The organism is uncultured Sphingomonas sp. (genome assembly GCF_937859915.1).
Classification (GTDB): domain Bacteria; phylum Pseudomonadota; class Alphaproteobacteria; order Sphingomonadales; family Sphingomonadaceae; genus Solisphingomonas.
Genome location: NZ_CALMAW010000122.1, coordinates 27001 through 39137 on the forward strand (window position 1 = coordinate 27001; position 12137 = coordinate 39137).

At 68.5% G+C, this 12137-nt stretch carries 14 protein-coding genes and 1 pseudogene; 7 read left to right on the top strand and 8 right to left on the bottom strand.

What is annotated here, in order from left to right; all coding sequences use genetic code 11:
- Positions 1-20: 20 nt before the first annotated feature.
- Genes Q0326_RS16345 through Q0326_RS16360 form a run of 4 tightly spaced genes read right to left on the bottom strand, consistent with a single transcriptional unit; the run spans position 21 to position 1787 of the window.
- Entirely contained in the window at positions 21-728 is a 708-nt protein-coding gene (locus Q0326_RS16345; RefSeq protein ID WP_363304280.1) for an SDR family NAD(P)-dependent oxidoreductase, read from the bottom strand.
- Positions 725-1222, bottom strand: a complete 498-nt coding sequence (locus tag Q0326_RS16350) for a DUF427 domain-containing protein (protein ID WP_298692498.1) — start codon at positions 1220-1222, stop codon at positions 725-727. The genes Q0326_RS16345 and Q0326_RS16350 overlap by 4 nt, the downstream gene beginning before the upstream one ends.
- Positions 1219-1581: a DUF393 domain-containing protein gene (locus Q0326_RS16355; protein WP_298692501.1), complete on the bottom strand. Its 363-nt coding sequence runs from the start codon at positions 1579-1581 to the stop codon at positions 1219-1221. Before Q0326_RS16355 ends, Q0326_RS16350 begins: the two co-directional genes overlap by 4 nt.
- Complete coding sequence (locus tag Q0326_RS16360) at positions 1578-1787, bottom strand: helix-hairpin-helix domain-containing protein (RefSeq protein ID WP_298692504.1); 210 nt, start codon at positions 1785-1787, stop codon at positions 1578-1580. Before Q0326_RS16360 ends, Q0326_RS16355 begins: the two co-directional genes overlap by 4 nt.
- Positions 1788-1940: 153 nt before the next feature.
- Between Q0326_RS16360 and Q0326_RS16365 the strand changes: the two genes are divergently transcribed.
- From Q0326_RS16365 to Q0326_RS16380, 4 genes are all read left to right on the top strand, one after another.
- Complete coding sequence (locus Q0326_RS16365; RefSeq protein WP_298692506.1) at positions 1941-2246, top strand: hypothetical protein; 306 nt, start codon at positions 1941-1943, stop codon at positions 2244-2246.
- An 81-nt stretch (positions 2247-2327) separates the two neighbouring features.
- Positions 2328-3410 carry a spore photoproduct lyase family protein gene (locus tag Q0326_RS16370; protein ID WP_298692508.1) on the top strand — a complete coding sequence of 361 codons (1083 nt, stop codon included), beginning with the start codon at positions 2328-2330 and terminating at the stop codon, positions 3408-3410.
- Entirely contained in the window at positions 3407-3946 is a 540-nt protein-coding gene (locus Q0326_RS16375; protein WP_298692511.1) for a metallophosphoesterase family protein, read from the top strand. The genes Q0326_RS16370 and Q0326_RS16375 overlap by 4 nt, the downstream gene beginning before the upstream one ends.
- Positions 3943-4143, top strand: a complete 201-nt coding sequence (locus Q0326_RS16380) for a hypothetical protein (protein WP_298692513.1) — start codon at positions 3943-3945, stop codon at positions 4141-4143. The genes Q0326_RS16375 and Q0326_RS16380 overlap by 4 nt, the downstream gene beginning before the upstream one ends.
- Before the next feature lie 125 nt (positions 4144-4268).
- On the opposite strand, the pseudogene Q0326_RS16385 reads toward Q0326_RS16380, so the two are convergent.
- A pseudogene (locus Q0326_RS16385) lies at positions 4269-5254 on the bottom strand (SDR family NAD(P)-dependent oxidoreductase).
- On the opposite strand from Q0326_RS16385, the gene yghU reads away from it, so the two are divergent.
- Both yghU and Q0326_RS16395 read left to right on the top strand, forming a co-directional pair.
- Positions 5253-6137, top strand: a complete 885-nt coding sequence (gene yghU / locus Q0326_RS16390; protein ID WP_298692517.1) for a glutathione-dependent disulfide-bond oxidoreductase — start codon at positions 5253-5255, stop codon at positions 6135-6137. The pseudogene Q0326_RS16385 and the gene yghU overlap by 2 nt on opposite strands.
- 2 nt (positions 6138-6139) lie before the next feature.
- Entirely contained in the window at positions 6140-6751 is a 612-nt protein-coding gene (locus Q0326_RS16395; RefSeq protein WP_298692520.1) for a DUF938 domain-containing protein, read from the top strand.
- Positions 6752-6778: 27 nt separating this feature from the next.
- Here the strand turns inward: Q0326_RS16395 and Q0326_RS16400 are convergent, their stop codons facing one another.
- From Q0326_RS16400 to Q0326_RS16410, 3 genes are all read right to left on the bottom strand, one after another.
- Positions 6779-8602, bottom strand: coding sequence for a glycoside hydrolase family 15 protein (locus Q0326_RS16400; RefSeq protein ID WP_298692522.1), 1824 nt, complete (start codon positions 8600-8602; stop codon positions 6779-6781).
- A 59-nt stretch (positions 8603-8661) separates the two neighbouring features.
- Positions 8662-9951 (bottom strand): Gfo/Idh/MocA family oxidoreductase, encoded by a 1290-nt coding sequence (locus Q0326_RS16405; protein ID WP_298692524.1) that lies wholly within the window; start codon positions 9949-9951, stop codon positions 8662-8664.
- Positions 9952-10096: 145 nt separating this feature from the next.
- On the bottom strand, positions 10097-11044 hold the full coding sequence (locus Q0326_RS16410; RefSeq protein WP_298692527.1) for a TIGR03557 family F420-dependent LLM class oxidoreductase: 948 nt from the start codon (positions 11042-11044) through the stop codon (positions 10097-10099).
- A 236-nt stretch (positions 11045-11280) separates the two neighbouring features.
- Between Q0326_RS16410 and Q0326_RS16415 the strand changes: the two genes are divergently transcribed.
- Complete coding sequence (locus Q0326_RS16415; protein ID WP_298692530.1) at positions 11281-12129, top strand: oxygenase MpaB family protein; 849 nt, start codon at positions 11281-11283, stop codon at positions 12127-12129.
- Positions 12130-12137: the final 8 nt, after the last annotated feature.

Here is a 12137-nt window from a genome sequence, read left to right on the forward strand (position 1 = left end):
CGCATCGCGCGCCCCCGCGATCAGGGCGCGATCTCCCGGCCGTCCCATGCGAAGACGCGCCCCGTGTCGGCGGTGCCCAGCCCGTCGACGACGTCGAGCAGCTGGCGCGCCGCCAGTTCGGGCGAAAACAGCTTTTCCTTCGGGACGCGCGGCTGGAAGGGCTTGCTCAGCGCGGTATCGACCGTCCCCGGATGCAGCGCGACGCAGATCGCCTCCGGCCTGGCGCGCGCCAGCTCGATCGCCGCGGATTTGACGATCATGTTGAGCGCCGCCTTCGAGGCTCGATAGCCATACCAGCCGCCGGTGCGATTGTCCGAGATGCTGCCGACCCGCGCGGACAGCGTCGCCGCGACCGCGCGACGGTCCTTCGCCAGCCGCGGCGTGAAATGTTTGAGCACCAGCGCCGGGCCGATCGTGTTGATCGCAAAGATACGGGCCAGCGCCGCGCCGTCGAGCTCCCGTAGCGCGCGCTCGGGCATCCGCCCTCCCTCGTGCAGGATGCCGGTCGCAACGAGGAGCAGATCGATCGGCGTCGCGATCGCGCCTGCCGCCGCCGCAATGCTGTCCTCGTCGGTGACGTCGAGCGTGCCGCCGACCAGCACGCCGCCGCTCGCGACCGGATCGCGCGCGAGCGCATGGACATGCGCGTACCGACCGGACGCCAAGATTGCCGCAACCAATGCCGCGCCGATCCCGCCGCCGGCGCCGATCACCACCGCGGTCGTCACCAGAAACGGCTACCGGGGATGCCCTTGAACGGCCCGACCACCGCCGAGGTGATCCAGCCGCCATAGAAGCCGCCGGGTTGCGGCACGACGCATTCGCCATCGACGAAGCAGCCCTCCATGTCGGTCGCATAGAAGGCGACATGATCGCGGATGGCGGCGAAGGAAGGCGACGGATCGGGATAGGACCAGGCGGCGCGCGGCAGAAACCGATCGCCGACGACGACGTCGAAATAGACCGCGCTGCCCTTCCACTCGCAGAAACTGCCGCCGCCCGCGGGTCGCAGCACGTCAGGCGCGACGTCGGCCGGAGGGAAATAATAGGTCGGCGGGTGGCTCGTCTCGATCGTGCGTACGCCGCGTCGGGTCTCGGCGATCGTCCGGCCGGCGAGCAGGACCACCAGATGCGCGGCGGTCGGCTGCGCGATCGCCGGGCGCGGAAAGTCCCAGACGCTCTCCTGCCCAGGCGCGGCCTGCTCCGGCGTCGGGCGTATCATGCCACCCGGCCTTCGAGACGACGCGCCAGTCGCTGCAGCGCCGGCCGCCGCCGCAGGAAGAGCCGATAGGCGCGCTCGAGCGCCGCCAGCACGACGGGGCTCCGCGCCACGATCCCGAGCGGGCGCAACAGCGGGATCGCCCGCCACATCGCGGCAAAGGCCGCCGCGCCCGACAGCATCTGTCCATTCTCTTCGGCATGGAAACGCGCCAGCAGCGACGCGCGGTCGAGCGGACATTGGCTCGCGCCGTCCTGCACGTCGACGAAGCTGATCCGCCGGTGCCGGTCCAGCCGGCGCATCAGCGCGATCTCGCGCCGGCATAAGGGGCAGCCGCCATCGTGCCAGACGGTGACGGTCATGCAGCGCCGCTAGCACCGACCGAGACGCCGCGGCGCTGGCGGTCGGAAAGTACGCCCGTTAAGCCCGGCACCTCGTCGAGCTGGCGCGTATCGGTGAAGCGGCCGCGCTCCTCGCGATACCGCACGATCTCGAAGCCGTGACCGCGAAACCCGTCGGCGGCGTCGAGCTCGGCTGCGGTCGCGGTGTTGATGTCCAACGGGGTCATGCGCGTCTCCAGCTGCGGAAGCGGTACAACGCGCGGACCGATGCGAAGAGCCGCGGGCCAAGCGGCATCGAGACGATGGCGCCCGAGGAACCCTTTTTCCGATCAACACCGTTCAACGATCCGACCGACCGACTTCGCCGAGAGGATCCGCAGATGCCCGATACCGTCTTTCGTCCGACGTTGAAGATGGCCGCCGCCGCGCGCCGCGGGCTGCGGTTGCGCGCGACATTCGATCGCGGCGGCACCGAGGTCGGCGTCAAGCGCGCGCACCAGCTTGCCGAGCGCGAGGCGCTCGATGCCGCCGACGTCAAGGCGATGCACAGCTTCTTCGCGCGCCACGAGGTCGACAAGCAGACCGGCACGCACGGCTGGAACTCGAACAGCGATCCGTCCGCGGGCTTCATCGCTTGGCTGTTATGGGTGGCGACGCGGGCAAGAGCTGGGCCGACGGCAAGATGAAATCGCTGGACTAGGCGTGCGCCGGCAACGGCGCCACGACGCGGCGTTTGAACATCCGGCTTTCAGGCTCGTTCGGATTTCGTGCAGACTCCCCGTCCTTCGCGTGCGCCGAGCAGTCCTGGCTGGCGGCCACGACGCGTCCTGATCACGCGCGCGGCGCAGGCCTTCGCGCATGGCCGCGCGATCGTCGAGCGGGCGGCGGCACTCGGCATCGCCGTCGTCGAACTGCCGGGCGACCGGCTCAACCTCGCCGTCCCCGACGATCCGAAACAGGCCTATGCCGACGCCAAGCGGACCTTGGCGGTGGTCGTGGCACCGCCGTCCAAACTCCGGCTGCAGCCGATCGCGCCGAGCGCCGACTGGCGTGTCGATCTTGCCGAAGGCTGCCCGGCGCATTGCAGCTATTGCTATCTCGCGGGCTCGCTCAAGGGACCGCCGATCACCCGCGCCTATGCCAATCTCGACGAGATATTGACGGGGCTGCCGGCCTATCTCGGCGAAGGCATGATCACCTCGCGCAGCCGTACGCGCGCACTGGAAGGCACGACCTTCGAGGCCTCCTGCTACACCGATCCGCTGGCGATCGAGCCGCTGACCGGATCCCTGTCCGCCGCGATCGCCTGGTTCGGCCGCTGGGACGCCGCCGCGCAGCTGCGCTTCACGACCAAATTCGCGGACGTCGAACCACTCCTCGGTCTCGACCATGGCGGCCGGACACGGATGCGCGCCTCGATCAATCCGCGGGCCTTCGCCCGTTTCGAGGGCGGCACCGCCCCGGTCGCCGCGCGGCTGGCGGCGCTGCGCCGAATGGCGGAGGCCGGCTATCCGGTCGGGCTCACCATCGCACCGATCATCGCCGCCGAGGGCTGGCAGGACGCCTATGGCGCGCTCATCGATGCCGCCGGCGCGGCGCTCGACGGGGTGGCCGACCTCACCGTCGAGCTAATCACCCACCGCTTCACCACCGGCTCGAAGGCGATGCTCGATAGCTGGTATCCGGGCTCGGCGCTCGACATGGGCGCGGACAAGCGCGTGACCAAGCGGACCAAGTTCGGCACCGAGAAGCAGGTCTATGATGCCGACACGATGCGCGCGCTGCGCGGGTTCTTCGAACGGCGGATCGCGGACGCGCTGCCGGCGGCACGGATCCTCTACTGGACATGACGACCTTCTTCACCGCCGACACGCACTTCGGCGACCATCGCACGATCAACATCTGGCGCCGGCCGTTCGCGGATACGGGCGAGATGGATGCGCTGCTGATCGCGCGCTGGAACGCGACCGTCACGGCGGACGACGAGGTCTGGCATCTCGGCGACGTCGCGCGACGTCCGGCCGACGTCGCCGCGCTGCTCGCGCGGCTGAATGGCACCAAGCATCTGCTGCGCGGTAACAACGATACCGACGCAACGCTCGCGGCGGCCGGCTGGTCGAGCGTCGGCGACTATGCCGAAATCGAGCACGACGGGCATCGCCTCGTGCTGTGCCACTACCCGTTCCGCAGCTGGAACGGGCAGCATCGCGGCGCGATCAACCTGCATGGCCACAGCCATGGCCGGCTGAAGCCGGTGCTTCGTCAATTCGACGTCGGCGTCGACGTCCATGGTTATGCGCCGGTGACGCTCGCGGCGATCATGACTGGGGATAAGTCACGGGATCGGTCGACAGCCCGCGAGGCTTCGCTATCAGCGGCGCAATGAGCATCAAAGCCACGATCATGAGCACCGCGACCGGCAAGCCGATCCAGACCTTCCTGTTCGGCCGCCGGCCCTATGCTGGTACCGACTTCACGCTGGAGACGGGCGAGCGCGTCACCGCGCAGCGGGTCGACATCGGCAAGCCGGCGCCGGGCAAGTTCATCACCCCGGTCGACGTCTGGGTGACGCCCAAGGATTGAGCGGGCACGGCCCGCGCCTTTGCCGGCATCCCGGACGCGTTCCGGAATTGACGATGCGGCGCGTGACCCGTGACGCACGCTAAGGATGCCCGCCTGCGCGGGAATGCCGGGCCCGCGTCGCCAAGTCAGCCCTCCGCCATGAAGCGATCGAACGCCGCCTTATAGTCCGGATGCCAGCGCGACAGCGCGGGGCGGTTCTCGATGATGTCGTCCATCGCCCAGCGCATGCGCTTCTCGTCGGTCGCGCGATCGACGTCGTTGTCGGGGCACAGGATGTAGAAGTCGCCGGCACCGACGCGCTCGAGCGCGAAGTCGGCGACCTGCTCCGCAGTCCAGGCGGCATCGGGTTTTTCCGCGCGACCGGTCATACCCGTGTGGGTGAAGCCGGGAATTAGCAGATGCGCCGAGACGCGCGTGCCGGTCGCCTCGCGCAGCGCTTGCCCCAGCGATTCGGTGTAGCTGCGCACCCCCGCCTTCGACAGATTATAGGCCGGGTTGCCGGGCGGGCTGGTGATGCCCTGCTTCGATCCGGTGTTGATCACCACCCCCGGCCGCTCGCCCTCGACCATCGCCGGCACGAACGCCTGAACGCCGTGGAGCACCCCCATTAGGTTGACGCCGAGCAGATGCTCCCACGCGGCTGCGCCCAGGGCATGCCAGGGTTGGCGCCGGTCGCGGCGTTGTTGAGCAGCACCGAGACCGGTCCCCAGCGGCTGACGACCGCATCGCGCAACGCCTCGACCTGCGGTCGCGACGACACATCGGTCGCAACCGCGAACACCTCGCCGATCCCCGCGAGGCGGTGCGCCGCCTGGTCGAGCATCTCGCCGGCCAGGTCCGCCAGCGCGACCTTGAGACCAAGCCCGAGCAGCCGCGAGGCGACCGCATGCCCGATTCCGCTCGCGGCACCGGTGACGACGGCCACGCCGCCGGCGGCGAAGGCGGGGGGAAGCTGTGACATGCGATCGATCCTCCTATTGGTCGCTCTCCATAGCCCTGCGCCGCGGCGGACGCACAAGCAGGGATTGCGCGCGACAAACGACCGAACGGGTGGACCGAATGCGCGGCGAGGCGATAGAGCGGGCGAATTGGACCCAGCGGAGCAGATCATGACCGAGACCGCCTACACGCCACCTGCCGTCTGGACCTGGGACAAGGCCAATGGCGGCCAGTTCGCCAACATCAATCGCCCGATCGCGGGCGCGACGCACGACAAGGACCTGCCCGTCGGCACGCACCCGCTGCAGCTCTATTCGCTGGCGACGCCCAACGGCCAGAAGGTGACGATCCTGCTCGAGGAATTGCTCGCGCTCGGGCACAGCGGCGCGGACTATGACGCCTGGCTGATCCGGATCGGCGAGGGCGACCAGTTCGGTTCGGGCTTCGTCGCGGTCAATCCCAACTCGAAGATCCCGGCGCTGCTCGATCGCTCCGGCCCGACCCCGATCCGCATCTTCGAGTCCGGCGCGATCCTGATGCATCTCGCCGAGAAATTCGCTGCCTTCCTGCCGACCGAGACCGCGGCCCGCGCCGAATGCCTGTCCTGGCTGTTCTGGCAGATGGGCAGCGCGCCCTATCTTGGCGGCGGCTTCGGCCATTTCTACGCCTATGTCCCGATCAAGATCGAATATGCGATCGACCGCTTCGCGATGGAGGTGAAGCGCGAACTCGACGTGCTCGATCGGCGTCTGGCCGAGACCGAGTATCTGGGCGGGGCCATTTATACGATTGCCGACATCGCGGTGTGGCCGTGGTACGGCAATCTCGTTCTGGGCCAGGCCTATAATGCGGGCGAGTTCCTCCAGGTCCAGGATTATAAACACGTCCAGCGCTGGGCGGCGGCGATCGCGGCGCGCCCCGCGGTGCAGCGTGGGCGCATGGTCAATCGGATCACCGGCGACCCCGCCGAACAGCTGCACGAACGCCATGACGCGCGCGATTTCGACACGCGGACACAGGACAAGCTCGCCCCCGCGGACCCGGCCGCCGCCTGACCATGGATGCGCCGCCGCTCGATCCGCGTCGGTCGTCGCCAGCGGTGGCGCGCAACCGCGATGCGATATTGGACGTGCTCCGGATCGAGCTGCCGCCGAACGGTCTCGTCCTGGAGGTAGCCAGCGGAAGCGGCGAACATGCGCTCCATTTCGCGCGCGCTTTGCCGGCGCTCGACTGGCAGCCCTCCGATCCGTCGGCGGCGGCGCGGGAGTCGATCGCCGGCTGGATCGCGGCCGATCCGCTGCCCAACCTCCGCGCCCCGCTCGATCTCGACGCCGAGACCGGGCTTGCGGCGATTGCGCAGGTCGATGCGATCCTGTGCATCAACATGGTGCATATCAGCCCCTGGTCGGCGACGCAGGGCGTGATGCGCGGCGCCGGCCGCCTGTTGCCCCCCGGAGGGCCGCTCTGCCTCTACGGACCGTTCCGGCAGGCCGATCGGCCGCTCGCCCCGAGCAACGCCGCCTTCGATGCGGATCTTCGCATGCGGGATGCGCGCTGGGGCTTGCGCACGGTCGACGCCATCGCGGCGTGCGCCGAAGCGGAGGGCCTCGCGCTCCAGCGCATCGTCGCGATGCCGGCCAACAATCTGATGATGATCCTCCGGCGATAAGGTCGTCCGCACGCGGCTCGGGCGATCTCAGCCCGTCGGCTCGCCGGTCAGTGCGGTGATTGCCATCACAAGTGCGAGATGCGTCAGGCCCTGCGGCAGGTTGCCGAGATAGGTGCCGTCCGTCGGGTCCGCCATCTCGGTATAGATCCCGACGCCGCGATCGAGCGCGGCGACGAGCCGGTCGAGTGCGGCCTCCGCCCGGTCGTGCTGGCCGAGCAGCGCGCGCGCCTCGATCATCCAGAAGGAGCAGGCGAGGAAACACCCCTCCTCGTCCTTCGCGTCGCTATAGCGATAATGATAAGGACCGGCGCCGAGCGACCGATCGATCGCATCGAGCGTGCTGGCGAGACGATCGGGACCGTCGAAGCCGAAGCGCACGGCGAGCGCCATCGATGCGTCGATCCGCTCCGAGCCCGGATAGAAGACATAGGCCTTGAGCGCGTCCGACCAGCCATGCGTGTTGATCCACTCGGCAATCCTGTCGCATTCGCGCGCCCAGCGATCGCGATAGGTCGTCGGCAGCTGCCCCGTATCGGCGAGCTCCACGGCGCGCGCGAGCGCCTGCCAGCAGCTCAGCTTGGACATCGTGTAATCGCGCGCCTCGGGCAGTTCCCATATGCCGGCATCGGGTTGCCGCCAGCGGTCGGCGCATTCGTCGGCAATGCGGACGAGGATCTGCGCGCTGTTGGCGTCGAGGATGTTGCCCGCCCGGACGAAGCGCGCCGCCGTGCCGAAGATGTCGCCATAGACGCCATGCTGATGCTGCGCGGTCGCGGCATTGCCGGTGACCACCGGGGTCGACCCGCGATAGCCCGGCACGTCGAAGGTGCGCACCGGATCGACGCGGTCGCCGCCGAGCGTATAGCAGACCTGCGTGCCATGCTGCTCGAGCCGCTTGAGCAGCCAGGTGAACGCCGCCTTCGCCTCCGCCTGCGCACCGACGGCGAGGAACGCCTTGATGGTAAAGCCCGCGTCGCGCACCCAGGCGAAGCGATAGTCGTAATTCTTGTCGCCACCAATCCGCTCGGGAAGCGAGGTCGTCGCCGCCGCGGCGATCGCGCCGCTCGGCGAGAAGAGCAGCAGTTTGAGCGCAAGCGCCGAGCGGACGAGCAGGTCGCGATGCCGCCCCCGATAGGCGAGGTTGGCGCACCATTGTCGCCATTCGCGGTCCGAAATATCGATCCGCGCGTCGATTTCGGCGATCGCGGGAACGACCAGCGGCTCGTCCGCGCCCGCCACGATCGCAACGACGCGCCGCTCGCCTGGCGCGACCGACAGCGACGCGACCAGCCCGTCGTCGTCGAGCGTCTCGACCGCCACCTCGTCGCTGAGGCGGAAGATGCCGAGCACGCGGCCGGCATGGAAGACATGCTGTCCGCCGATCATCGAGGTATAGGGATTGACCGCGGATGCGCGCCGCCCGAAACGGACCCGGATATCGAAGCGGACATGGCCGTCGAGCCCCTCGATCCGCCGCGCGAGCTCCGCCCATGGCAGCCGCCCCGCCGTCCCGCTGTTGATCGACTCGGTCAGCTTGGCGCGGCCACCGGCCGTGGTGAAGATTGTCTCCAGCACATTGCTGTCGGTGCGATAGGCGCGGTCGATCCGGCAGGGTTCGCTCGGCGTGATCGCGAAATAGCCGCCGGTGTCGGGATCGAGCAGCCGGTCGAACAATGGCGGGGAATCGAGATTGGGGACGCACCACCAGTCGATCGAACCGTCCATCCCGGCAAGCGCCAGCGACCGGCCGTCGCCAAGTGCTCCATAGCCTTCGAGCGGAAGATAGCCGTCGGCATCACGCCGGGGCGGCGGCGCGTCGAAATGCGGAGTCTGGCCGGGATCGGGCAACATTTCTCTCCAGACGGACGCCGCGGCGGGCGCCGTCCTTAAATTGCGTGGCGGAAAGTTGGTCAGGCGTCCGCCGGCATCGGCCCGCGGAACGCGTCGACCTGTGTCTCCGCGGCGAGCTTGACCGGCCGGCCGGTCCGCGCGCTTTCATAGATCGCCGCCATGATCACCTGATCCTGCAGCCCTTCCTCGCCCGGCGTGCGCGGCCGTGCGCCCGAGCGGACGCACTCCGCCATATGGTCGATCTCGAGGCTGAACTGGTTCTTCTGGCCGAAGGACAAAGCGCTGTCGCTCTCGGCCTTGCCCTCTCGCTTGGAAATATGGAGCTTCTGACCCTCGTAACCAAAGGCATTCTCGATCTCGCCGACCGCCTTCGTGCCGATCACGCGCAGGTTGCGATGCTCGTGGGCCGAATAGCTCGATGCGCAATTGGCGACCGCTCCCGAAGGGAAGCGCAGCGTGAACGACACGGTCGACTCGACCTCGGCGAAGCGCGGGTCGCCCGACGGGCTGTAGATCGTCGCCTGCACCTCGGTCGGCTCCTCGCCGAGCAGCGCGCGCGTGGTGTTGAGGCAATAGAGCCCGACATCGGGCAAGGAGCCGCCGCCCGCCAGCGCCTTCTTCTGTCGCCACTGCGCGGGATCGCCCTGATTCTGCGTATTGATCGCATCGATCAGCTGGATCTGGCCGAACTCGCCGGCCCGCGCGCGCTTGGACAGCTCGCGATTATTGATCTCATATTGGCAGCGATAGGCGATCATCAGCCGCTTGCCCGCCTTGGCACACGCCTCGACCATCGAGCGCGCTTCAGCGGGTGACGTCGCCATCGGTTTCTCGCACAGGACATGCTTGCCCGCGCGCGCGGCGCGAACGACGGCGTCGTGGTGAAGGGCATTGGGCAGGACGATGTACACCGCCTCGATCGCCGCATCGTCGCGGATGCGGTCGAAGCCCGCGTAGTCGTAGCAGGCCGACGGCGCGATGCCATATTGCGCCGCGACCGTCTGTAGCTTCTCCGGATCGCCGCTGACCAGCGCGACCGGCCTGGCATGCTTGCACTGCGCGAAGGCGGGCAGGATGTTTTCGAGCGCCAGGCGCCCGAGGCCGACGATCGCGAAGCCGACGCGGCGCGCGGGTGGATCCTGGTTCGGCGGGGTGCCGTCCGGCCGTTCGGTGTCGGCGTGGATCGGCGGGAAGCTGATATGGCCGCCTGTGCTCGAACCCTCGTCGATCGGCGCCGCAGCCGGCATCGTGGGCGCTGCGACCGCCTTTGCCGACGCAAGGGCGAACCCGACGCCGGCACCGGCCAGGACGGTGCGGCGCCCGACGCCATCATAGATCTTGTCCGTCATCGTCCCGTGTTCCTTCGCTGGCAGGCGCCCTGCCTTCCAGGCGGACCAGCTCCAAACGCGGCGGCTGCCGATGGGGTCCTCGCGCGCCTATGCCGTTGACCAAGATGGGCGTTTGTTCATGCGCAGCGGTCGCCGAGGAGGACGCCTACAGCCGCGGCCGCAATTCGGATTCGAAGAAGTCGATGAAGCGCGCCTGCTGCTGGCCGGGGCAGGTCAGCACGATATGGTCGTAGCCCGCATCGACATATTTGCGGATCAGCGCGAGATGCACGTCGACATCCGGGCCTGCCGCGATCGCATCCGCGAGATCGTCCGGCCGGACGAATGCGCTCGCCGACTCAAATCCGGCGACGGTCGGCAGCTCGCTGTTCACCGCCCAGCCGAGCGCCGAGAAGCGAAAGGTCTCACGCGCTTGGTCGAGGCCCGCCTGTTCGGATTCGGCGTAGGACAGCACCGCTTCCGAATAGGCCGAGCCCGGCTTTCTCGTGCGGAAATCGTCGACCAGCTTGCCGCTCGGCTCGGTGGTCATGATTCCGTCCGCCTTGTCGACTGCCAGCGCCACCGATGCCGGCCCGCTCACCCCCAGCACGATGTCGATCGGCGCGTCGGGAAGGTCATAGAGCTGGGCGTGGTCGACGACGAAATACTCGCCCTTCCAGCTGTGCACGCCGCCCTGCCAGAGCGTGCGGAAGATCTCGATCGCCTCGCCCAGCATCGCGTGCCGCTCGGGGATCGACGGCCAGCGCGCGCCGGTGACATGTTCGTTGAGCCGCTCGCCGGCACCGACCGCGAGCGTGAAGCGGTTGTCGCTCATCAGGGCGATGGTGGCGGCGGCCTGCGCGATGATCGCCGGATGATAGCGGATGATCGGACAGGTGAGACCGGTCGCGATGCCGATCCGCGACGTCGCATGCGCGATCGCGCCGAGCACGCTCCACGCGAAAGGCGCATGCCCCTGCGCCTCGAGCCACGGGTGAAAATGATCCGAGATCGAGACGAAGTCGAAGCCCGCCGCCTCGGCGCGCACCGCATTGTCGATCAGCGCCTTCGGACCATGTTCCTCGGTCATCAGCTTATATCCGAATTTCGTCATCATCGCCTCCGGGTTCCCGCCGTTCAATGCGGGACCGCCGGTCATCGATCCGGTCGCATGGGCCGGATCGCGCGAGGATCCTGGGTTGCAGGCCCGTCATCGCGTCACCGATACCTGCATGGCCGTGCCGTCGTGATCCGGTGCGATGGGCGCCGCCGTCCGCGGCGACGGCACTCCGGCCGACCTTGAGCCGTTGTCGCCACGCGAAGCCCCGGTTGGCGTAGGACATATATGCAGTGATCAGAGCCCTGACCGAACCGCTGCGCCGATCGATCGCTGCCGAGGTCTCCTCCTTATTCAATGATCGCGCCCAGGGAGAACGGCCGGTCGAGCGCCGCGCCGACGGCCTGTTCGGCCCGCAGTCCGTCGCCTGGCGGGTCAATGGCGACGTGACGTCGATGATGGCGGGCGGCATTGCTGCGCTTCTGCTGCAGATGCTGCACCCGGCGGTGCTCGCTGGCGTATGGGACCATTCGACTTTTCGCGGCGACATGCACGGCCGGCTGCGCCGGACCGCCCGCTTCATTGCGGTGACGACGTTCGGATCGAAATCGGATGCGGAGGACGCGATCGCGCTGGTCCGATCCATCCACCACCGTGTCCGCGGCACCCTGCCCGATGGGACGCCCTATGCCGCCGACGATCCCGATCTGCTCGACTGGGTCCACGTCACCGGCGCGAAGAGCTTTCTCGACGGCTGGATCCGCTATGCCGAGCCGCGCATGTCGATGCGCGATCAGGACCGCTATTTCGCCGAGATGGCGCAGGTGGCCGAGGCGCTCGGCGCCGCCCGGGCGCCGCACTCGCGATCGGCCGCGGAGCGGCTCGTCGCCGAGACCAAAGGCCGGTTGCGCGCCGACCACCGAACCCGCGAGGTCGCGCGGCTCGTGCTCGAGCAACGCGCCAGCAATGCGATGGCAGAACCCATGCAGCGGCTGATCCTGAAAGCCGGCGTCGATCTGCTCCCCGCCTGGGCGCAGCGGATGCATGGTCTGCCGCCTGCCGGTCTGAGCCTCCCCCTGATCCGTACCGGCACCCTGGGCGTCGCAGGCACGCTGCGCTGGGCGTTCGATCGCTCCGCCTGACCAACGGC

Bases quoted from the DNA above. Each gene is read 5' to 3' on its own strand.
- Q0326_RS16350 (WP_298692498.1), bottom strand. From the start codon at position 1,222: ATGATACGCCCGACGCCGGAGCAGGCCGCGCCTGGGCAGGAGAGCGTC.
- Q0326_RS16355 (WP_298692501.1), bottom strand. From the start codon at position 1,581: ATGACCGTCACCGTCTGGCACGATGGCGGCTGCCCCTTATGCCGGCGC.
- Q0326_RS16360 (WP_298692504.1), bottom strand. From the start codon at position 1,787: ATGACCCCGTTGGACATCAACACCGCGACCGCAGCCGAGCTCGACGCC.
- Q0326_RS16365 (WP_298692506.1), top strand. From the start codon at position 1,941: ATGCCCGATACCGTCTTTCGTCCGACGTTGAAGATGGCCGCCGCCGCG.
- Q0326_RS16375 (WP_298692511.1), top strand. From the start codon at position 3,407: ATGACGACCTTCTTCACCGCCGACACGCACTTCGGCGACCATCGCACG.
- Q0326_RS16380 (WP_298692513.1), top strand. From the start codon at position 3,943: ATGAGCATCAAAGCCACGATCATGAGCACCGCGACCGGCAAGCCGATC.
- yghU (WP_298692517.1), top strand. From the start codon at position 5,253: ATGACCGAGACCGCCTACACGCCACCTGCCGTCTGGACCTGGGACAAG.
- Q0326_RS16395 (WP_298692520.1), top strand. From the start codon at position 6,140: ATGGATGCGCCGCCGCTCGATCCGCGTCGGTCGTCGCCAGCGGTGGCG.
- Q0326_RS16400 (WP_298692522.1), bottom strand. From the start codon at position 8,602: ATGTTGCCCGATCCCGGCCAGACTCCGCATTTCGACGCGCCGCCGCCC.
- Q0326_RS16405 (WP_298692524.1), bottom strand. From the start codon at position 9,951: ATGACGGACAAGATCTATGATGGCGTCGGGCGCCGCACCGTCCTGGCC.
- Q0326_RS16410 (WP_298692527.1), bottom strand. From the start codon at position 11,044: ATGACGAAATTCGGATATAAGCTGATGACCGAGGAACATGGTCCGAAG.